Below are 20,807 nucleotides of genomic sequence, written 5' to 3' on the forward strand. Positions count from 1 at the left end.
CCGCAGGGCTGCGTCGTGGGTGCGGCATGCGGGGCGAGCACGATGGCTGGCCGGGCTGCGGCCTTGGGGTCTCTCCAGCTCGCTCCGGCTTGCGCGGCTCTCTGGCTTGCGCGGCTCTCCGACTCACGTAGTGCCTCGGCTTCTCGGTTCGCCCCGCCGGGTTGGTTCTTCGGCTCCTTGGTTTGCCCGGCTCTTGCGTAGCTCGCTTAGTGCCGTGTGGTGATTGCTCGGCAGCCCCATTCGCGTCGGAGTCCCGTGGCTGGGGTCGCGCCTGGCGGGTTTTGTTCAGCCTCGACCTCTTATCGGGTCGGGCCTCGGGGGGCGGCCCTTCACGTCCCACGTCCTAGGCATCCGTTCCTGGATGGGTGAGTGGACGTGTTTCACGTGAAACGTCTGCGGGACTCCGGCCGGGGGAGCGTGGCGGGTGGCGGTGTTTCACGTGAAACGGTGCCAGAGAAGGGCTACGGGGTGGCTGCCTTGTGGAGGGCGGCCAGGAAATCGTCCACATGTTCTTCGGTGGTGTCGAAGGCGGTCATCCAGCGGACCGTGCCGGCGATCTCGTCCCAGTAGTGGAAGAGGTAGTTCTGCAGGAGGGATTCAGAGATCGCGTGGGGGAGGGTGGCGAAGACGGCGTTGGACTCCACGGGGTAGGCGAGGGCGACGCCGGGGACGTCCGCGAGGCCGTCCGCCAGACGGAGTGCCATCTGGTTGGCGTGGGACGCGTTGCGGTGCCAGAGGTCGTCGGCCAGGAGAGCGGAAAGCTGGGCTGAGACGAAGCGCATCTTGGAGGCCAGCTGCAGCGACTGGCGGCGAAGGTAGGGGACCGCGTCTGTCAGGGACGGGTCCAGGACGACCACCGCTTCGGCGGCCATGGCGCCGTTCTTGGTGCCGCCGAAGCTGAAGACGTCCACGCCTACGTCCGTGGTGATGGCTTTCAGGGAGCAGTCCAGGTGGGCGGCGGCGTTGGCGAGGCGGGCGCCGTCCACGTGGAGGCGTAGGCCGGAGGCGTGGGCCGTTTCGGCCAGGGCGGCGATCTCGGCGGGGGAGTAGCAGGTGCCCAGCTCGGTCACCTGGGAGATGGAGACGACCGCCGGTTGGGGTTCGTGGTGCTGGCCGATGAGGTGGAGGTGGGCCTTGATGTCGTCCGGGTGGAGCTTGCCCTGAGGGGTGGGGATGGTTCGGAGCTTCACGCCCAGGAGGCGTTCCGTGGCGCCCGTTTCGTGGGTGGCGATGTGGGCGGTGTCGGCGCAGAGGACGGCGTCGTAGCGGCCGAGCATGAGAGCCAGGCCGACCATGTTGGCGCCGGCTCCGTTGAGTACGGCGAAGCCTTCCGCTGTGGGGCCGAACGTTTCCTTGATTCTGTGCTCGAAGGTCGAGGTCCAGGTGTCGTCGCCGTAGGCGGGGGCGTCTCCCTGGTTGGCGGCGGTCATGGCGTTGAGGATGTCTGGGTGCACGCCGGCGTGGTTGTCGCTGGCGAAGCTCTTCGGGTGGGCGGGATTGATCGGCACACCGTAAGGCTATGCAAGGCGCTTGGGCGGAGGCTGTGAGGGGCGGGGCCGCCGGGGTGGTTCTCGCGGATGCCTCGTGAGTCGTTGGCGGTGATGTCTCCCGTCGGCGTCGCGCTGATGTTCATCCGGTGGCCGTTGTCGGGGGATCTGGAGCAGTGCGGGTGCGACCAGTCGTCTGTGCGGCATGGCGGCGGTTGGCACGGCTGGGAGGTCGACGGTGTCCGCCAAAGGATCCACGGCTGCTGTCCATGAGTTAGCGGCCGCAACCTGTCGAGGCATCGAAAGGAAGGCGGGGCCGTCCCGTCGGGGAGTGGGGCGGCCTGTGGGGAGGGGAGGAAAGAGCGGTGAGGCCGAGGCATGCGGCTCCGGCGCAGTAGAGCACAAGGGAAGCAGGCCTTCAAGAAGGCGCCGTCAGTTCGGCGCGCGAGATGGCAGGAGCAGCATCATGCGGAGCACGCGAGCGGTGGTCGCCTGGCGGACGAAGAGAGTTGTCGTGCGGCGAATTGCGGGAGGCGCCGCGTGGGGGACAAGAGAGCGGCAGCCGTGTGGGAGACGCGAGCGGTAGTCGCCTGGCGGAAGGGAGGGGCTGTCGTGCGGCGGGTAACGGGCGGCGCTAGCGGCGCGACAAGAGGGCAGCAGCCGCGCGGGGATGAGGGGACAGCTGTTCAGGAGACGAGGGCAGTGGTCGCCTGGCGGACGAAGAGAGCTGTTGTGTGGCGGATTACGGGAGGCATGGCGCGGGGGACCGGGAGAGCGGGAGCCGTGTGGAGAAGTGAGCGGTGGTCGCCTGGTGGACGAGGGGAGGCCGTCGTGCAAGGGGCGAGGGAGCGGCAGGCGCGCGGCGGGACGGGAGCGGTAGGTGCCTGACGGATATGGGGCTGTTGTGCGGCGGACAACGGGCGGCGCAGCACGAGGGGTGAGGGAGCAGCCGCCACGCGAAGACGGGAGCGGTCATCGCCTGACGGACCAAGGGGGCTGTCGGGCCGCGGGCAACGGGTGGCCCCGCGCCACGACAAGAAGGCAGCAGCCGCGCGGCGGAGACGAACAGTTGCTGCGCGGTGGAGACAAACAGTTGCTGCGGCGGTGAAGGAGAACCGTTGCCGCGCGGCCGAGGAGAACAGCTGCCCTGGGAGGAGTGGGCCAGGAGAGGGGTTAGGGGCGAGGGCGGTGGGCGGCGTTTTGGAGGAGGGTGCGGCAGAGGTCGCCGAGATCGCGCCCCGCTGCCTCCGCCGCCATCGGCAGCAGCGACGTCTCCGTCATCCCCGGCGCCACGTTCACCTCAAGGAAGTGCGGGTCGTCGGACGCGTCCACGATCAGGTCGGTGCGGGAGATGTCCCGCAGCCCCAACGCCGTGTGCGCCGTCACGGCCATCCGGGCGCAGGCTTCGGCGGCGGCCGCGGAGAGGCGGGCGGGGGCGAAGAACTCGGTGTGCCCGGCGGTGTAACGGGCGGCGTAGTCGTAGACGCCGGCGTCGGGGACGATCTCCACGGCGGGCAGCGCCACCGGCCCCTCGCCGAGGTCGACGACCGAGACCGACACCTCGACGCCCTCGACGTACCGCTCGATGAGGGCGGTGTCGCCGTAGGCGAAGCAGCCGACCATGGCGGCGGGCAGCTCTTCGGCCGTGCGGACGATGGACGCGCCGAGCGCCGAGCCGCCGCGGGCGGGCTTGACGAACAGGGGAAGGCCGAGCCGGTCGATGATGCGGCCGAGCACGACGGTGGCGCCGAGGTCGTGGAAGGTCTCCCTGGGGAGGGTGACGGACTCGGGGGTGCGCAGGCCGACCGAGCGTACGACGGCCTTGGCGGTGGGCTTGTCGAAGGCCACGCGGCAGGCGTCGGGGCCGGCGCCGACGTAGGGCACGTCGAGCAGTTCGAGCACGGAACGGATCGCGCCGTCCTCGCCCGCGCCGCCGTGGAGGGTGACGAACACAGCCTCGGGCGGGTCGGCGAGGATGGCGGGCACGAGGGAGGCGTCGGTGTCGCGGGCCTCCACGTCGATGCCCGTGGCGCGCAGCACCTCGCTCACCCGGCGGCCGGAGCGCAGGGACACCTCCCGCTCATAGGAGAGGCCCCCGGCCAGCACGAGCACGTGGCCCAGATCGCTCATCACATCTCCTCCGCTGATCGTACGCGTCCAACCGTACCGGCGGCTGGCGGCGAATGGTGTAGGTGCGGCCCGCACACGAGTACGGCCGGCGTCCCCGTCCCCGGGGAGCGCCGGCCGTACCGGGGAAAGCTAGGCCAGTTCGGGCCCCGGCGTGTCAACGCCGGCCCGCTCGGGACCGGAGCCGGTGCCGAACATGTCCCGGAGCTGCATCTCCTGCTCGATCACCCCGGACAGGCGCCGGACGCCTTCGCGGATGCGGTCGGGCTCGGGGAAGCAGTAGGACAGTCGCATGTGCCGGGCGCCGCTGCCGTCGGAGAAGAACCCGGTGCCGGGCACGAACGCCACCCGCTCGGCCACGGCCCGCGGCAGGATCGCCTTGGAGTCGAGCCCTTCTGGCAGGGTCGCCCAGACGAAGAAGCCGCCGGCCGGCCGGGTCCAGGTGACCTCGGGCGGCATCAGGGCCTCCAGGGAGTCCAGCATGGAGTCGCGCCGCTCGCGGTAGAGCTCCTTGAAGGACTTGATCTGCTCCCGCCACGGCTGGGTGGCCAGGAATTGGCCCACGGCGAGCTGCGTGAACACCGAGTGCGACAGCACGGCCGACTCCATGGCCAGGATCAGCTTGTCGCGGATGGCGTGCGGCGCGAGCGCCCAGCCGACGCGGAAGCCGGGGGCGAGCGTCTTGGAGAACGACCCCAGGTAGACCACGCCGTCGGGGTTGTCGGCGCGCAGGGCGCGCATGGGCTCGCCGTCGAAGCCGAGCAGCCCGTACGGGTTGTCCTCGATGATGAGGATGCCGGCACGCTGGCAGATGTCGAGCACCTGCTGCCGCCTGGCCAGGTTGAGCGTGACGCCGGCCGGGTTCTGGAAGGTCGGGATCGTGTAGAGGAACTTGACGGGAGCTCCGGCGGTCTCCAGCGCGTAGATGGTCTGCGCCAGCGATTCGGGCACGATGCCCTGATCGTCCATGGCGATGTGGACCACTTTGGCCTGGTAGGCGGAGAACGTCCCCAGGGCCCCGACGTACGAGGGGCCTTCGGCGAGCACGACGTCGCCCGGGTCGATGAAGATCCGGGTGATCAGATCGAGCGCCTGCTGTGAACCGACGGTGACGACGACGTCGTTCGCCCCGGCCTCGATCCCCTCCAGCCGCATGACCTCGCAGATCTGCTCGCGCAGGTGCGGGTCACCCTGGCCGGAACCGTACTGCAGCGCGACCGTGCCGCGCGTGGTGACCAGGTCGGAGACCAGCTCGCCGACCATGTCGAGGGGGAGCGCCGTGACGTACGGCATGCCGCCGGCGAGCGAGACCACCTCGGGTCTCGACGCGACGGCGAAGAGAGCTCGGATCTCGGAGGCGACCATCCCGGTAGCTCGCGCGGCATACCGGTCGACGTAGGCGTCGATGCGCGACCCTTGGGTCGCGGGTGTCTGACCGTGATCCAGCTCTTCCGTCACGGCCCACCTCCTAGGTGTCATATCGGACCGAAATACCAGATTACGCCAGTCGGACATGTCCTTCGTGACCGGGCTCGACCGTCGTGGTATCCGCTGGCTGCATCTTCACTGAGCTACCATGCCACCAACGGACGCGGTTTTCGCGCGCTTTTCTGGGTCGACGATAGGGGCCGTAGTTGTCGCGCCGGCTGGTCAACATAACCCTGGACAATCTCGAAGATCTGCCACGCCGCTGCCGGCGTTGCGTGTTCTGGGAGCTCGATCCCGTCAGCGGCGAGCGTGCCATCCATTCCGGCGACTCCGGGCTGGAGAAGGAGGCCTGGATCTCCGGCACGCTGCTGGAATGGGGGAGCTGCGGGAAAATCGCCTACGTCGACGGGGTTCCGGCCGGGTTCGTCCTCTACAGCCCGCCGCTCTACAGCCCGCGGTCGCTGGCCTTCCCCACCTCGCCGGTGAGCGCCGACGCGGTGCTGCTGATGACGGCCCACATCATCCCCGAGTTCTCGGGCGGCGGGCTGGGCCGGATGCTGATCCAGGGCGTGGCGAAGGATCTGACCCGGCGCGGGGTGAAAGCCATCGAGGCGTTCGGCGACTTGAAGTGGGAAGAGCCTAGTTGTGTAGTTCCTGCTGAATACTTGCTTTCTGTGGGTTTTAAGACGGTTCGACCGCATTTGCGGTTTCCGCGCCTGCGTTTGGAGTTGAAGAGCGCCATCTCGTGGCGTGAGGACGTCGAGGTGGCCCTCGAACGCCTTCTGGGGTCCATGAGCCCGGAGCGCGCCCTTCGTCCCGTCTGACGGCTCTTGGGGGCCGAAGAAGGGCAAACGAAAGCCCCCCGCGGGCACCGCCGCAGGGGGCTCTCACATGAGGGCGACTAGATGATGCCGTCGAGCTCGCGGAGCAGCATGGCCTTCGGCTTGGCGCCGATGATCTGCTTCACGACCTCGCCCCCCTTGTAGACGTTCATCGTGGGGATCTGGAGCACGCCGTACTGGCGGGGAACCTCGGGGTTCTCGTCGATGTTCAGCTTGACGATCTCAAGCTTGTCGCCGTGCTCGTTCGCGATCTCCTGCAGGATGGGCGCGACCTGACGGCACGGGCCGCACCACTCGGCCCAGAAGTCGACAAGCACGGGCTTGTCGCTCTTGAGGACCTCGGTCTCGAACGTGGCGTCGGTAACTGCCTTCACGGGGCGCTCCTTACTTCTCGTTGTTGGCCAGCCAGCGCTCGGAGTCGAGCGAGGCGGCACAGCCGGTGCCGGCCGCGGTGATGGCCTGGCGGTAGGTGTGGTCGACGACGTCGCCGGCCGCGAACACGCCGTCGATGTTGGTGGCGGTCGACGGCGAGGCGACCTTGATGTACCCGTCGTCGTCGAGCTCGACCTGGCCCTTGACCAGGTCGGTGCGCGGGTCGTGACCGATGGCCAGGAAAAGCGCGTCGGTCGCCAGCTCGCACTCCTCGCCGGTCTTGACGTTGCGCAGCTTGACCGCCTCGACCTTGGTGTCGCCGAGCACGTCGACGACCTCGGAGTCCCAGACGAACCGGATCTTCTCGTTGGCGAACGCGCGCTCCTGCATGATCTTGCTGGCGCGCAGCTCGTCACGGCGGTGGACGACCGTCACCATGCGCCCGAACCGGGTCAGGAACGTCGCCTCCTCCATGGCGGTGTCGCCGCCGCCCACGACCACGATGTCCTTGTTGCGGAAGAAGAAGCCGTCGCAGGTGGCGCACCAGGACACGCCGTGGCCGGACAGGCGCTTCTCGTTCTCCAGGCCGAGCTCGCGGTAGCCCGAGCCCATGGCCAGGATCACCGACTTGGCGTAGTAGGTGTCGGTGTGGGTCTTGACGACCTTGGGGTTGGCCTCCAGGTCGACCTCGACCACGTCGTCGGCCACCAGCTCGGCGCCGAAGCGCTCGGCCTGCTTGCGCAGGTTGTCCATCAGGTCGGGGCCCATGATGCCGTCGGGGAAACCGGGGAAGTTCTCCACGTCGGTGGTGTTCATGAGCGCACCGCCCGCCGTCACGGAGCCCTCGAAGACCAGCGGCTTGAGTTCGGCGCGCGCGGAGTAGACGGCCGCGGTGTAGCCCGCAGGGCCCGACCCAATGATGATCACGTTACGAACGTCGCTCAACGCTCCCACGCCTTCCTCGTCTGCTGTTTGCTTCGGGCTCAACAGATCCTAGGCCGCGCTGATTCCCGGCCCTGCCCGCGAAACGAAAGAGCCCGCCGAAGCGGGCTCTGACGTGGGCTTTCGATTACCAGCGGCCCAATGTGGGCTTGCGCAGGTTCTTGCAGTTGAACGGGTCGACGATGTCGATGCGCAGCTTCTTGGCGGCCTGGTCCTTCCAGGAGGCCACGATCAGCGCCTCCTGGCCGTTGTACTGGCCCTGGTCGACCGCGAACGTCTTCAGCTTCGAACGGGCGGCCACCTTGCCGACGCATCGGTCGACCCTGGCGGTGTCCGTGGGGCCTTCGAGGGCCGGAGCGGCGCCGAAGTACCCGAGCAGCGGCTGGCGCAGCTCCCGGTCGCTGTAGTTGTAGTTGCTGTCGGTCAGCGCGTAGGCCCTCGCCCGCTGGTGGGGCTTCGACGGCGTCGCGGGCTGCGCCACCGTGGGCCCGGACGAACCGCCCGGTCCGTCCCCGCCGGCCAGCAACCCGCCCGAGACCGCCAGCGTGCCGACCACCACCGCGGCCGCCGCCGACGCCGCCACGGCGGGCATGGCCCACCTGCGCCGCCGTACCGACCTGGTCCGGGCCGGGACGATCGTGCCGTCGTCGGAGACCACCCCGAGACGTACCGGCTCGGGCGTCTCCGCCGCCGGCTGCTCCCACGGGGAGTCCCGCATGAGCCTGTCCCAGTCCGGTGCCTCCACGAGGTCGACGCCCCCGCGGCGGGACTCCGCCTCGGCGGCCAGCGCCTTGTCGATGCGCAGTGCGACGCCCATCGGCATGGCCGGTGTTGGGGTCGCCGCGAGCACCTCGCGAACCGCCGCCAGGTCTGCCAGCAGCTCCCCACAGGGGTCGCAGACCGCGAGATGCTCGCGGACCCGGCGTGCCGTCGCGGCGTCCAAGAGATCCTCTGCCAGCTCGGCCAGGACCTCAAGATCGTAGTGCGTATCACCCGTCACGAAGTTCTGCTCCCTTCGCGGATGAGACGCGATTGAGGTCCGAACGGTTCCGCAGATGCGAAAGAATTGGGGCAAGTTTCGCGCGACCCCGCGCGCATCTGCTCTTCACGGTGCCGCTGGGCACCTGAAGCACCTGAGCTGCGTCTTCGACGGAATACCCCATCATGTCCACGAGCACGAGAGCCGCCCGCTGGTCGGCGGGCAGCAGTTTCAGAGCGGCCGAAACCTCCATCGAGACCTCGCGCTCGACGGTCTGGTCGGGGAGCGGGCTGTCCCGCTCGGCGGCCTCGATCAGTTCGTCGTCGGCCACCGGACGGACGGACTTGCGCCGCATCCGGTCGAGGCAGGCGTTGACGACGATGCGGTGGAGCCAGGTGGTGACGGCCGCCTCACCTCGGAACGAGGCGGCCTTGCGATATGCGGAGACGAACGCGTCCTGAACGGCGTCCGCCGCCTCGTCAGGGTCACCGAGAGTACGCAGCGCCACCGCCCACATGCGGTCACGGTGCCTTTTGACGATCTCGCTGAACGCGTGTGGATCCCCGTTGATGTGCGCGGTGAGCAGCTCGGCGTCTGTGATCGCCGGCCGCTCCGCTGGTGAGGGTGTCTCGGGTGGGGAGTTCACAAGAGAGATTCCTGATTTATGCCGATCCGGGAGAATGCACCACTACTTCATAGATGGTGCCACGAAACTGGCCCGCATCTGCCGGAACGCGCGTAAACCAGATCAAAACGTACCGACCGCTTGCCGGGTCGTCGGGGGTCAGGGTGGTCTTGCCCGAGGCGCTCTTCTCGGTCGCCACGGTCTTGAGCGAGCCGAGCTCGGGGGAGTCGCCGACCTTCAGCTCGACGCTCGCGCCGCCGGCCTTGCCCAGCGTAGCCACCACGTCGCTGATCTGCATGGACTTGCCCATGTCGAGCAGCAGGCCGACGCCCTTCTTGAGGTTTCCCAGCTCGGCGTTGCCGTAGCTCTGGGTCGTCCAGGCCGTGCTGGGCTTGCCGTCGATGGCCAGCTCGGCGATGTCGGACTTCTCGTCGCCGTCGTCGCCGAGCGGGTCGAAGCCCTTGGCCTTGTCGGCCTTGACGGCCTGGGCCGAGGCCGAGGCGGAGGACTTGCCGGTGGTCGGGCTGACCGACGCCTCGGGGGTGGCGGGGCTGCCGAGGCTGCGGCCGATCGTCCAGGCGCCGACGCCCACGGCGGCGATGACCAGCAGCACCACCAGCGTCATCAGCACCCGGTTGAGCACGCTGCCGCCGCCCTGGCTGGGCGGCCGGCGCGGCACGGGCGGCGGTGGCGGCATGGTGCGCTGCTGCCGGTGGGCGACGTCGAGGCCCTCGGTGTGCGAGGCGGAGGCGACCGCCGGCGTCGAGGGGTAGGAGATGGCGATCGGCATGGGCCGGGCCACGTCGGCCAGCGCCTCGGCGACCTCGGACGGGCTCGACAGCGCACCCTGGCCCTTGCGCGACTCGGGAAGGCAGGCGCGGACCGTGACGGTGTCCAGGTAGTTGGGGACGCCGGCGGTGACCTGCCGCGGCGAGCAGAAGTGCCCGTCGATCATGGGAGCGGCGGGCAGGCCGCCCTCCTCCTCGTCGCCGGGCCAGTGGCCGGTCAGGCCGGCGTACAGCAGCCTGCCCAGCCCTTCGGCGTCGTCGAGGGCGGGCTGGTCGGTGGTGAGCCCGGACAGCGCGGCGTCGACGGCCACGCCGAGCACCTTGACCGTGTTGCCCGTCGTCCAGACCAGGTGGGACGGGCGCAGGCACAGGTGGTAGAGCTTGGCCTCGTGGGCGTGCGCCAGCGCCTCGGCGGCCTCGGCCACCAGACCGGCCGCGCGCTCGGGCTCCAGCGGGCCGGCGGCGAGCAGGTCGGTCAGCGTCTCGCCGGTGACCCACTCGCTGACCACGTAGGAGTGCTTGTCGTCCTCGCCGGCGTCGAACACCTGCGTCAGACGCGGGTCGGTGAGCCGGCTCGCGGCACGGGCGGCGGTGACGACCTCGTGCACGCGCGGGAAGTCCGGATCGAACGTGTGCACCGCCACCGGGCGCGCGAGGATCTCGTCGATCGCCTTCCACAGGGTCGCGCCGTCGGACTCGCTGACGCGGTCCTCCAGCCGGAAGCGCTCGGCCAGTCGGGTGCCGGGTTCCACGGCCGACGTGCTCACAGGCTCTCTCCGCTAGGCCGATCGGGCGTGCTCATGACTCGACTCACCTGCGTGGTGGTGTCCCACGTAGGCACGCTATGCCGGGTGGATCCGCCCACGCCCCTCCTGCTTCCATTCGCGCGTGTCGGGCACCATGGTAGTGCCGAGTCGATTCCGCCCGCGTTCTTTGCCAACGGGAAACTCGTCAGCCGTCGTGGTCAAGTCCGTCCATATGCCGGATTTCCCAATTACTACCGACCTACGCGTCTGGCGACCATACCAACGAGTGAGTTGACCTCCGCTATGCGCATCCTGTGGGCGACGGCGAGATAGAGCAACAGTCCCAGCCCACCACCCACGGCCAGGACAATCAGCGAGTTGACGAAACCGAGACCACCGAACAGCTGAGTGACCACCCAGACCGTGAGCAGCCCCAGCACGGCCGTGGGCAGCGAGGCCAGGTACATCCTGGTCAGCGCCGTGCCGATGGTCCAGCCGCCCAGGCCCTGGACGCGGCGGCTGGCCAGCGTCCAGGCCAGGACCGCGCCCAGCCCGTACGCGACGGCGTACGCCAGCGCCAGGCCCATCACCGCGTAGCGGGCGGGCAGCAGCACGAAGAAGATCACCATGAGCAGCGCGTTGACCGCGGTCGTGCCGGCCCCCACGAACACCGGAGTACGGGTGTCGCCGAAGCTGTAGAACACCCGCAGCAGGAGCTGGAACACCGCGAACGGCACCAGCGCCAGGCCGTAGACCTGCAACACGTTCCCGATGTAGACGGCGTCGGCGACGCTGTTGGCGCCGTGGCCGTAGATCGGCACGGTGATCGCCGGGCCGAGCACCATCAGCAGCAGCGAGACCGGCACCATGAGCGAGCAGATGAGCCGCACGCTCGACCCGAACTCGCTGCGCACGTCGTCGAGCCGGCCCTCGCCCACCGCCCGGCTCATCCGGGGCAGCATCGCCGTGATCACCGACACGCCGATGATCCCGTACGGAAGCTGGAAGAGCTGGAACGCCAGCGTGTACGGGCTGATGCCGTGGCCGGCCACCTCGTTGCCCGCCGAGCTGGCCAGGTTGGTCGTCAGCATGAACCCGAGCTGGGTGACCACCACGTAGCCGATGGTCCAGACCCCGGCCCGGCCCATCTCGCCCAGCCGGGCGTTGCGCACGTCGAAGCGCGGCACGAACGAGAACCCCACCCGCTTGAGCGCGACGATCAGCACCACCGCCTGGGCGACGATGCCCGCCGTGGTGCCGAGACCGAGCAGCGCGAGGTCGCCGGTGGTGACCGCCTCGATGTCGGACCCGCTGCCGACCACGGCGTAGGCCACGAACACGCAGATGACGACCAGGTTGTTGAGCACCGGCGCCCACATGGGGGCGCCGTAGCGGTCGCGGGTGTTCAGGATGGCGCCGGCGACCGCGCCGATGCCGAAGAAGGCGAGCTGCGGCAGGATGAACCGGGCCAGCATGACCCCGGTCTCGAACTTGATGCTGCCGCGGTCCCAGTCGGTGTACAGGTCGATGAGCAGCGGCGCGCCGAGCACGGCCACCACGGCCACCACGACCAGCACGGCGGTGGCCAGCGTCAGCAGGCGCTGCTCGTAGGCCCGGCCGCCGTCGGCGTCGTGCTGCTGCGCCCGGACGATCATCGGCACCACGACGCTGCTCAGCACGCCGAGCAGCAGCAGGTCGAGGATGCTGTACGGGATCGCGTAGGCCGCGTTGTAGGAGTCGCCCAGCGCCGCGGTGCCGATGGCGTAGGCCAGCACCATCGTGCGGGCGAACCCGGTGACCCTGGACACCATCGTGCCCGCCGCCATGATGGCGCTGGCCCGCAGCATGCGGCTCATACGGTCTCACTCTCCCGGGATTTGCCCGCTCGCGCGAGCCGTCGCTCGGACCGGCGGCGCAGGATCCGCGTCACGACGGCGGCGAGCATCACCGTCAGCGCGGCGCCCACGATGACCAGGGCGATGCCGGTGTAGCCGGTGGTGCGGATGGTCAGTCGTTCCGGCTTGCCGTAGGGCAGGCCGTCGATCGTGCGCAGCTGCACGGTGACGGTGGCGTCGCCGCTGGTGGTGGCGGTCATCGTCACTTGGCGCGTGCCGCTCAGGTTGCCGTCGATGACCAGCGGCTCCGGCGGGAGCGGCTTGATCTGCAGCCGCCCGGGGTTGTTGGACTTGACGTCGATGTAGAGGGTGATCGGCTTGTCCAGCGAGTTCTTCACGCTGATGGGCACCACGCCGTTGCTGCCGGCGAGCGTGCGCGGTGCGTCGGTCACCTGGATCTTGTCGATGCGCTCGTCCACGGCCGTGCCGACGAGCTTGGTCACCGCGCGGCCGGCGCGGGTGTTGTTGCGCCAGGCCGAGGAGGTGAGCCTGAGCACCGCGGCGTCGAAGGCCGAGGGCGTCCTGGTGCCGGCGACCGAGGCGGTGACGGAGGCGGTGAGCTGCGCCTGCGTGGCGACCTCCTTGACGGGGGCCAGGTACTTGGCGCTCAGCTCCTCCTTGCGGTCCTGCTCGGTGTAGGTGAGCCCGGCCCGCGGCGTGGCCGTCTTGCTCGGCTTGATCGAGTCGAGCTTGGTCAGTGAGAGCCACGGCAGCTTGCCGGCGGTCTTCAGCAGGCTGGTGACCAGCGTCGGGTTGGGGTCCCAGCGGCGCGACGGCGCGACCACCAGCGACCGCGGCTCGACCTGCCCGGTCTCGGCGGCGATCATCGCGGTCTCGGCGATGAAGCGCTGCGAGCTGAGCAGGACCGTCGTGGGCGCGGTCGGCTCGAACAGCCGGCTCAGCTCGGCGTCGGCGACCAGCGCCTTGATCGGGCCGGCGACGCTGTCGAGCGTGGCGGCGGCGTCGGGCGTGTGGGTGACGGGCGGCTGCGGCGGCAGGTTGGTGGAGTTGAGCAGGACGGTGGTGACCTTGCCGGGGCTGACCGAGAGCAGGTCGAGCGCGTCGGCGTCGAGCACGCCCGCGGGCGGCCAGTTGATCGAGGTCTGGGCGTTGCGGTTGAGCAGCGCCCGTGCGGTCTGGCCGCCGAGCTCGATCGCCCGGCCGGGCTGCGCGTCGAGCCCCTGATGGGCCAGGGCCGCCACGTCGGGATCGCCGTAGGGGGTGGCGATGACGGGGGAGGAGGCCAGCGCCGTGCTCATGGTGGACAGCCAGGTGCCGGCGGTGTCGTTGGCCGGTTTGCCTTCTGTGCCGTTCTTGGTCCTGACGTGGTAGCCCTTGGTCATCGCCTTCAGGTCGTCGAGCAGCGACGGCTCGACGAACCAGGTGACGCTCTTCGGCGCCGCCTGCGCGATGCGGGCCAGGTCGGCCAGGCGGCCCTTGCCGCTGAGCGACTGGCTCAGCTTGTCGTCGACGAACAGCGTCTCGTCGGAGCCGCGGTGGGGCTGGTCGATGACGGGCAGGGCGACGGCCAGCTTGTTGCGCGGCAGCTTCGGCGTGGTGGGCGGGGCATAGGTGAGGAACGTGCGCTGCGCCGAGATCGGCACTTCGTTCTGGGAGACGTCGACGGCGATCCGGTAGACGCCGAAGGCGCGGTAGCCGAGCTGGATCGGGGTCGCCGTGAACGTCCAGGTGGCCTGCCCGCCGACGGCCAGGGCCGGGATGTCCATGGCCGAGGTGCGGGAGACGTTTCCGGGCAGCGTGGCGTTGTTCTGGTCGATCTGGTACGCCGCCATGGAGGCGCGGTCGTAGAAACGCTCGCTCGTGTAGCGCAGGCGTACGCGGAGGGGGCCGAGCGCGGTTCCGGTGTCGTTGCGGACCGTGCCGGTGAACTTGATCTCGTCGGTCGGGCTGGTGGTGAACTGTGGCGTGATCGACGTGATGGAGACCGAGAGCGTCTCCCGCGCCGCCTCCACCGTGGCAGCAGAGTTCGGCGCCGCCGCCACCATGGGGGCGAGCGACGCGACGGACATCACGGCGAGCAGCGCGATCTTACGGATCACACGCATGCCAGAGCTGGGGTACGACGGCGCACGCCCGCAATGGTACGGGTTCAGTGCCGCGGCGCGACCGCCTCGCGTGTTCCCCGTGGTCGGGGCGTACGCAGGTCGACGGTCTTGCCGGTCAGGAGATTCAGCAGGTCGAGCGCACGAAGACAGAGCGCGGTGTGCCGTTCGCCGGTGGCGGTGAAGACCGCCATGTCGTCGGCGACGAGCCGGTCGTCGATGAGCACCGGAAGCGACTCCGGCAGCAGCAGCGGGCAGACGAGCCCGTCGGTGTAGTCGGTGGCCGAGTTGACCAGGAAGGCCGGCGCCGGCCGCACCTGGCGGGCGCCCAGCAGGCCCCCGACGACGCCGGGCTGGGGCGGGTTCGCCGCGGTGGCGACGACGGCGACGACGACCTCGCTGCCGATCCTGGTGGCGACGTCGAACACGGTGACCACGACGCACCGCCCGGGCTCCGCGCGGACCGTCTCCGGCAGTTCCTCCGCGCAAGTCATGGGGCGCGGAAGGCGTACGATCTCATGATGGACCTGGTGTGCGAGGAGCCAGCGGTGGATCGCGAGGGCGTCCTTCATGAAGTCCTCCTCCGTCTCGCCCTGTTCCATGGCCCCCGACGGTCCCCAGACCGAAGGTAACCCGGACCTGATGTGGCTCGGGGGATATGTTCCGGAATCGAAGGACCGACAGGGTTTGTCCGACTCAACAATGACCGACAGCCAGCAGCGGGCGATGCACGACCTGTTCCGCAAGATCGCACCGGTGGCCGACGAGCTCGGCCGCCTGTTCGCCGACCACGGCCACGAGCTGGCCCTCGTCGGCGGCCCCGTGCGCGACATCCTGCTGGGCCGCGTCGGCAACGACCTCGACCTGACCACCGACGCCAACCCCCACAGGGTGCTCGACGTCGTCAGGGACTGGGCCGACTCCGTGTGGACGATCGGCATCGACTTCGGCACCGTCGGCCTGCGCAAGGGCAACTGGCTGATCGAGATCACCACGTACCGGAGCGAGTCCTACGACCCCAAGTCGCGCAAGCCCGAGGTCGCCTACGGCGAGACGCTGGAGGCCGACCTGGAGCGGCGCGACTTCGCGGTCAACGCGATGGCGGTGCGCCTGCCCGGCCACGAGTTCGTCGACCCCTACGGCGGCCTCGACGACCTGCGCGCCAAGCGGCTGCGCACGCCCGGCACCCCCGAGCGCTCGTTCGCCGACGACCCGCTGCGCATGCTCAGGGCCGCCCGGTTCGCCTCCCAGCTCGGCTTCGGCGTCGACCGGGCCGCCCTGGCGGCGATGACCGCGATGGCCGAGCGCATCGAGATCGTCTCGGCCGAGCGCATCCGCGACGAGCTCGACAAGCTGCTCTGCGGCGCCAACCCGCGCGAGGGCCTGCGCCTGCTGGTGGAGACGGGCCTGGCCGCGCACGTGCTGCCCGAGCTGCCCAAGCTGCGCCTGGAGATCGACGAGCACCACCGGCACAAGGACGTCTACGAGCACAGCCTGACCGTCCTCGACCAGGCCATCGCCCAGGAGGAGGACGGCAAGCCCGACCGGATCCTGCGCTGGGCCGCGATCATGCACGACATCGGCAAGCCCAAGACCCGGCGCCACGAGGCCGGCGGGCGGGTGTCGTTCCACCACCACGAGGTCGTCGGCGCGCAGATGACCAAGAAGCGCATGACCGAGCTGAGGTTCCCCAAGGACGTCGTGGCCGACGTCTCCCAGCTGGTCGAGCTCCACCTGCGCTTCCACGGCTACGGCACGGGGGAGTGGACCGACAGCGCCGTGCGCCGCTACGTGCGCGACGCCGGCCACCTGCTCGGCCGCCTGCACAAGCTGACCAGGGCCGACTGCACCACCCGCAACAAGCGCAAGGCGGCGGCGCTGTCGCGCACCTACGACCAGCTCGAAGAGCGCATCGCCCGGCTCGCCGAGGAGGAGGAGCTGGCCAAGATCCGGCCCGAGCTCGACGGCAACGAGATCCAGGCCGTGCTCGGCGTGGGCCCCGGGCCCGTGGTGGGCCGGGCGTACAAGTTCCTGCTCGACCTCAGGCTGGACAAGGGCGTGCTCGGCAAGGAGGCGGCCACCGAGGCGCTGCTCGACTGGGCGCGGTCAAACGGCCTGGGAGCGTGACGACGACGTCGTGACCATCCGGTAGGCCAGCGCCGCAAGGGGGTAGCCCACCGTGATGATCACGACGGCCAGGTACGACTTGCCGTTGGGCGGCAGGATCGCCGCCGAGAGCGCGGCGGCCAGCACGTACATGCCGTTGAAGAGCATGTCGTAGAGCGAGAAGGCACGGCCGAGATAGGCGTCCTCGACGTCGCGCTGGACGGTCGTGTCGGCGCAGATCTTGACGCTCTGACCGGCCACGCCCAGCACGAAGCCGGCCACCGGCAGCCCCCACGTCTGGAACGGCAGGACCAGCGCGCCCGCCAGCACGCCGGCCGAGGACAACGCGATGACCACCCAGGGGCCGATGCCGAACCGCTCGGTCGCGTACGGGGTGATGATCACCGCGAGGAAGTAGCCGAAGCCGGAGGCGGCCACCACCAGGCCGATCCCGCGCAGGGCGGCGTCGGGGTCGCCGTCGGTGAAGTAGTAGCGGTAGAGGATGATGCCGAGGGCGGTGGCCATGCCGTACAGGAAGCGGTGGGCGGCCATCGCGCCCATGGTCGCGGCCGCCTCGCGGTGGCGCGCCAGGTGCCGGGCGCCGTCGACCAGGCCCACGACCACGTTGCGCAGGGCCTCGCGGGCCTGGGGCTGGTCGGGGTCGTAGGAGGGGCCGAGCAGCGCGCGGTCCATCGTGCGGGCGACCAGCGCGCTCAGCCCGAACATCACGCCGGACGCGGCCAGCAGCAGCCCGATGCCCCGGTCGCCGTCGCCGAGCACCTCGCGCAGCAGGAACCCGACGCCCGCGCCGACGAACGTGACCACGGTGCCGCAGGTCGGCGTCACCGCGTTGGCCGCCATCAGCCGGTCGGACGGCACCACGTGCGGCAGCGAGGCGCCGAGCGCGGCCAGGAAGAACCGGTTGACCCCGAGCACGCCGAGCGCGGCCGCGTAGAAGACGGGATCGGGCGCGTCGGAGGCGACCAGCGCCGCCGCGACCAGCAGCAGCCCACCGCGCACGAACGGCGCTATGACCAGGATCTGCCGCCGCGACCACCGGTCGATGAACACCCCGACGAACGGCCCGAGCACGCTGTACGGCAGGAACAGCACGGCCAGACCGGCGGCCACCGCCAGGGCCGTCGTCTGCTTCTCGGGGCTGAAGAAGGCGAAGTTCGTGACGCCGAACTGGAAGATCCCGTCGGAGAACTGGGAGACCAGCCGCGTGCCGAACAGCCGTCGGAAGTCACGGCCTTGGAGGACGACGCGGAGATCGGCGACGAATGACACCCCGTCAGCCTAGCCGGGCGCACCGCGGCATAGGATGCGCCGGAGGTGGCCGGGCGGGTTCCGAACGTGCATGGCGATCTCGTACGCTTCAAAGCGTGACCACTGAGGAACACGTTGTGCTGGTCGACCGCGAGGGGCACGCGCTCGGCACCGCGCCCAAGACGTCGGTGCACGGCCGGGAGACCCCGCTCCATCTAGCCTTCTCCAGCTACGTCTTCGACCCCGAGGGCCGCGTGCTGCTCACCAGGCGGGCCAGCCACAAGATCACCTGGCCCGGCGTCTGGACCAACAGCTGCTGCGGCCACCCGCTGCCGGGCGAGCCGCTCGGCCGGGCGGTCATCCGCAGGCTCTCCTACGAGCTGGGCCTGCACGCCGGCGGCGCCGATCTCATGCTGCCCGGCTTCTCCTACCGCGCCGTCATGGGCAACGGCATCGTCGAGCACGAGCTGTGCCCGGTCTACCGCGTCACGGTCGACACCCCGGTGGCGCCCAACCCCGACGAGGTGGGCGAGGTGCGCTGGATGCCGTGGAAGGAGTTCGCCGAGGGCGTGCGCAGCGGCCTGCTGGCGATCTCACCGTGGTGCAGGGAACAGGTGCCGCTGCTCAGCGAGCTGGGCGCCGACCCGATGACCTGGTCTCCCGCCTCCGACGACGAACTGCCCCCCGCCGCGCGCGGCTGAAGCCGCGGCCGCGAGGGGCCCACAGGTCAGCGCTCGACCTCGCCCCTGATGAACTTCTCGACGTACTCGCGGGCCTCGTCGTCGGAGTACTGCTCCGGCGGCGACTTCATGAAGTACGACGACGCCGACAGGATCGGGCCGCCGATGCCCCGGTCAAGAGCGATCTTGGCCGCGCGCACGGCGTCGATGATGATGCCGGCCGAGTTGGGGGAGTCCCAGACCTCCAGCTTGTACTCCAGGTTCAGCGGGGTGTCGCCGAACGAGCGGCCCTCCAGGCGCACGTACGCCCACTTGCGGTCGTCGAGCCACGGCACGTGGTCCGACGGGCCGATGTGCACGTCGGCCTTGCCCATCTCGTGCGGGATCTGCGAGGTGACCGACTGCGTCTTGGAGATCTTCTTCGACTGGAGCCGGCTGCGCTCCAGCATGTTCATGAAGTCCATGTTGCCGCCGAAGTTGAGCTGGTACGTGCGCAGCAGCTCGACACCGCGGTCCTCGAACAGCTTGGCCAGCACGCGGTGCGTGATGGTGGCGCCGACCTGCGACTTGATGTCGTCGCCGACGATCGGCACCCCGGCCTCGGTGAACTTCTCGGCCCACTCGGGGTCGGAGGCGATGAAGACCGGCAGCGCGTTGACGAACGCCACCTTGGCGTCGATGGCGCACTGCGCGTAGAAACGGTCGGCCTCCTCCGAGCCCACCGGCAGGTACGACACCAGCACGTCGACCTGGTTGTCGCGGAGCACCTTGACCACGTCGACGGGTTCCTCGTCGGACTCCTCGATGATCTCGCGGTAGAACTCGCCCAGACCGTCGAAGGTGTGGCCGCGCAGCACGGTCACCCCCGTGGGCGGCACATCGGTGATCTTCACGGTGTTGTTCTCGCTGGCGACGATCGCCTCGGACAGGTCGCGGCCGACCTTCTTGGCGTCCACGTCGAAGGCGGCGACGAACTCGACGTCACCTACGTGGTACTCACCGAACTTCACGTGCATCAGGCCCGGCACTCGTGCGGCCGGGTCCGCATCCTTGTAGTAGTGGACGCCCTGGACCAGCGAAGACGCGCAGTTGCCGACGCCGACAATGGCCACGCGAACCGAACCCATCGCACTCGCTCCCTTACTCATCAGTTGACGTGGTATCTCTCTCGGGCCCTTCCGAGGCCCGCCGCTCCGTGGCGATCAGCTCGTTCAGCCAACGCACCTCGCGTTCGACCGACTCGAGCCCATGGCGCTGCAGCTCCAGCGTGTAGCTGTCGAGCCGCTCCCTGGTACGGGCCAGCGCCGTGCGCACGCTGTCGAGGCGCTCCTCCAGGCGGCTGCGGCGGCCTTCGAGGATGCGCAGGCGCACCTCGGCCTCCGTGTGCCTGAAGAAGGCGAAGTGCACACCGAAGCTCTCGTCCTCCCAGGCTGACGGGCCGGCCTGGGTCAGCAGCTCCTGGAGGCGTTCCTTGCCCTCCGCGGTGAGCTTGTAGACGATTTTCGACCGGCCGCCGACGATCGTGGCGGGAGCGGGCTGCTCCTCCACGATGAGGCCCTGGGCCAGTAGTGATCGCAGACAGGGGTACAGCGATCCATAGGAGAACGCACGGAACATGCCCAACAGGGCGTTGAGCCGTTTGCGCAGCTCATAGCCGTGTAGCGGCTGTTCGTGCAGCGACCCGAGCACGGCTAGCTCCAGAACTCTGCCTTGTCCGCTGGCCACTGGAACCGCCCCCTCTCGCGTCGATGTATCGAGTCGATACATCCAGAGGATACGTCGATTCGCTATAAGGCCGCAATCAAAGGATTTGCCAAGCCGTTGGGATGATTCGGTAAAACGCCGTAGTCTGGCGCTCATGTGGTCACAGCGGAGGGTGGTGGACTACGGCCTCGCCAAGCGGGCAGCGGTCCGTTCCCTGGAGGTGGGCCGTGCCTCGCGCGGGGACCTCTGTGACGCACAGCCGTACCTCCTTCGCGCGGCCCGCGTGTTCGGCGAGCCGACCGAACGTCTCTGCCCGGTGTGCGAGAGGGAGAACGTCACCAACGTGACCTATGTCTTCGGCGATTCGCTGGGACGGCATGCCGGTCAGGCAAAGGCCACGTCAGAGCTTGTCGAAATGGCCCATGATTACGATGAGTTCCGGGTGTACGTCGTCGAGGTCTGCCAAGGTTGTTCCTGGAACCACCTGACGGTCTCGTTCGTCCTCGGCAACGGACCGCCAGACCTCGTCGGCCAACCGTGAACACCGAGGGCGGCGAGTCACCTCACGCCCATACGCCGTTTTTATCCGACGACGATGCGAGGACGTGTGAGTAACAGCATGAATGAGGGGACGGCCCGCCCGGGAAGGCGCCGTCGCTCCAACTCATCCCGTTCTGTGCCCCCAGGTTCTCCTCCCCAAACCGGCGATTCCGATTGGGGTGCCTCGCAGCAGCGTCGTCCTGAAGCCGCGTAC

18 protein-coding genes are annotated in these 20,807 nt (G+C 69.4%); 4 read left to right on the top strand and 14 right to left on the bottom strand.

All coding sequences use genetic code 11. From position 1 onward, the window contains the following. Positions 1-461: 461 nt before the first annotated feature. The 3 genes from ACIBK9_RS04530 to ACIBK9_RS04540 all read right to left on the bottom strand — a co-directional run bounded on the left by ACIBK9_RS04530 (position 462) and on the right by ACIBK9_RS04540 (position 5,072). Entirely contained in the window at positions 462-1,508 is a 1,047-nt protein-coding gene (locus ACIBK9_RS04530; RefSeq protein WP_397155119.1) for a threonine aldolase family protein, read from the bottom strand. 1,152 nt (positions 1,509-2,660) lie between these two features. Beyond that, a complete protein-coding gene (locus ACIBK9_RS04535; protein ID WP_352362290.1) occupies positions 2,661-3,617 on the bottom strand; it encodes a D-alanine--D-alanine ligase in 957 nt (318 codons plus the stop codon). A gap of 129 nt (positions 3,618-3,746) precedes the next feature. Beyond that, positions 3,747-5,072, bottom strand: a complete 1,326-nt coding sequence (locus tag ACIBK9_RS04540) for a PLP-dependent aminotransferase family protein (protein ID WP_397155121.1) — start codon at positions 5,070-5,072, stop codon at positions 3,747-3,749. Between the two features lie 176 nt (positions 5,073-5,248). Between ACIBK9_RS04540 and ACIBK9_RS04545 the strand changes: the two genes are divergently transcribed. Then, the gene (locus ACIBK9_RS04545; RefSeq protein ID WP_364333084.1) at positions 5,249-5,866 is read left to right on the top strand and encodes a GNAT family N-acetyltransferase; all 618 of its coding nucleotides are present in this window, start codon (positions 5,249-5,251) and stop codon (positions 5,864-5,866) included. 77 nt (positions 5,867-5,943) lie between these two features. On the opposite strand, the gene trxA is transcribed toward ACIBK9_RS04545, so the two are convergent. The 8 genes from trxA to ACIBK9_RS04585 form a co-directional block, all read right to left on the bottom strand. Beyond that, on the bottom strand, positions 5,944-6,258 hold the full coding sequence (gene trxA, locus ACIBK9_RS04550; protein ID WP_352322961.1) for a thioredoxin: 315 nt from the start codon (positions 6,256-6,258) through the stop codon (positions 5,944-5,946). Positions 6,259-6,268: 10 nt separating this feature from the next. After that, positions 6,269-7,201 (bottom strand): thioredoxin-disulfide reductase, encoded by a 933-nt coding sequence (gene trxB / locus ACIBK9_RS04555; protein WP_387671785.1) that lies wholly within the window; start codon positions 7,199-7,201, stop codon positions 6,269-6,271. 124 nt (positions 7,202-7,325) lie between these two features. Further along, positions 7,326-8,198: an anti-sigma factor family protein gene (locus tag ACIBK9_RS04560; RefSeq protein WP_397155124.1), complete on the bottom strand. Its 873-nt coding sequence runs from the start codon at positions 8,196-8,198 to the stop codon at positions 7,326-7,328. Continuing rightward, positions 8,188-8,823 carry an RNA polymerase sigma factor SigM gene (sigM, locus tag ACIBK9_RS04565; RefSeq protein ID WP_352322958.1) on the bottom strand — a complete coding sequence of 212 codons (636 nt, stop codon included), beginning with the start codon at positions 8,821-8,823 and terminating at the stop codon, positions 8,188-8,190. Before sigM ends, ACIBK9_RS04560 begins: the two co-directional genes overlap by 11 nt. Before the next feature lie 16 nt (positions 8,824-8,839). Continuing rightward, a complete protein-coding gene (locus ACIBK9_RS04570) occupies positions 8,840-10,357 on the bottom strand; it encodes a serine/threonine protein kinase (RefSeq protein ID WP_397155126.1) in 1,518 nt (505 codons plus the stop codon). Positions 10,358-10,587: 230 nt separating this feature from the next. Further along, the gene (gene murJ, locus ACIBK9_RS04575; protein ID WP_397155128.1) at positions 10,588-12,192 is read right to left on the bottom strand and encodes a murein biosynthesis integral membrane protein MurJ; all 1,605 of its coding nucleotides are present in this window, start codon (positions 12,190-12,192) and stop codon (positions 10,588-10,590) included. Beyond that, on the bottom strand, positions 12,189-14,297 hold the full coding sequence (locus tag ACIBK9_RS04580; RefSeq protein WP_397155130.1) for a DUF6049 family protein: 2,109 nt from the start codon (positions 14,295-14,297) through the stop codon (positions 12,189-12,191). The genes murJ and ACIBK9_RS04580 overlap by 4 nt, the downstream gene beginning before the upstream one ends. Positions 14,298-14,341: 44 nt before the next feature. After that, on the bottom strand, positions 14,342-14,866 hold the full coding sequence (locus ACIBK9_RS04585; protein ID WP_397155132.1) for a YbaK/EbsC family protein: 525 nt from the start codon (positions 14,864-14,866) through the stop codon (positions 14,342-14,344). A 130-nt stretch (positions 14,867-14,996) separates the two neighbouring features. On the opposite strand from ACIBK9_RS04585, the gene ACIBK9_RS04590 reads away from it, so the two are divergent. After that, positions 14,997-16,421: a CCA tRNA nucleotidyltransferase gene (locus tag ACIBK9_RS04590; RefSeq protein WP_397155897.1), complete on the top strand. Its 1,425-nt coding sequence runs from the start codon at positions 14,997-14,999 to the stop codon at positions 16,419-16,421. Here ACIBK9_RS04590 and ACIBK9_RS04595 read toward each other — a convergent pair. Next, complete coding sequence (locus ACIBK9_RS04595; RefSeq protein ID WP_397155134.1) at positions 16,401-17,690, bottom strand: MFS transporter; 1,290 nt, start codon at positions 17,688-17,690, stop codon at positions 16,401-16,403. The genes ACIBK9_RS04590 and ACIBK9_RS04595 overlap by 21 nt on opposite strands. Before the next feature lie 95 nt (positions 17,691-17,785). Between ACIBK9_RS04595 and idi the strand changes: the two genes are divergently transcribed. Further along, positions 17,786-18,370 carry an isopentenyl-diphosphate Delta-isomerase gene (gene idi, locus ACIBK9_RS04600; protein ID WP_387671771.1) on the top strand — a complete coding sequence of 195 codons (585 nt, stop codon included), beginning with the start codon at positions 17,786-17,788 and terminating at the stop codon, positions 18,368-18,370. A gap of 26 nt (positions 18,371-18,396) precedes the next feature. On the opposite strand, the gene ACIBK9_RS04605 is transcribed toward idi, so the two are convergent. Both ACIBK9_RS04605 and ACIBK9_RS04610 read right to left on the bottom strand, forming a co-directional pair. Then, positions 18,397-19,476 carry an inositol-3-phosphate synthase gene (locus ACIBK9_RS04605; RefSeq protein WP_352362269.1) on the bottom strand — a complete coding sequence of 360 codons (1,080 nt, stop codon included), beginning with the start codon at positions 19,474-19,476 and terminating at the stop codon, positions 18,397-18,399. 13 nt (positions 19,477-19,489) lie between these two features. Further along, positions 19,490-20,074: a PadR family transcriptional regulator gene (locus ACIBK9_RS04610; protein ID WP_352322949.1), complete on the bottom strand. Its 585-nt coding sequence runs from the start codon at positions 20,072-20,074 to the stop codon at positions 19,490-19,492. Between the two features lie 133 nt (positions 20,075-20,207). Between ACIBK9_RS04610 and ACIBK9_RS04615 the strand changes: the two genes are divergently transcribed. Beyond that, positions 20,208-20,594 (top strand): DUF5318 family protein, encoded by a 387-nt coding sequence (locus ACIBK9_RS04615; protein ID WP_352322948.1) that lies wholly within the window; start codon positions 20,208-20,210, stop codon positions 20,592-20,594. Positions 20,595-20,807 lie beyond the last annotated feature (213 nt).

This window comes from Nonomuraea sp. NPDC050227, assembly GCF_044459705.1.
Lineage (GTDB): Bacteria > Actinomycetota > Actinomycetes > Streptosporangiales > Streptosporangiaceae > Nonomuraea.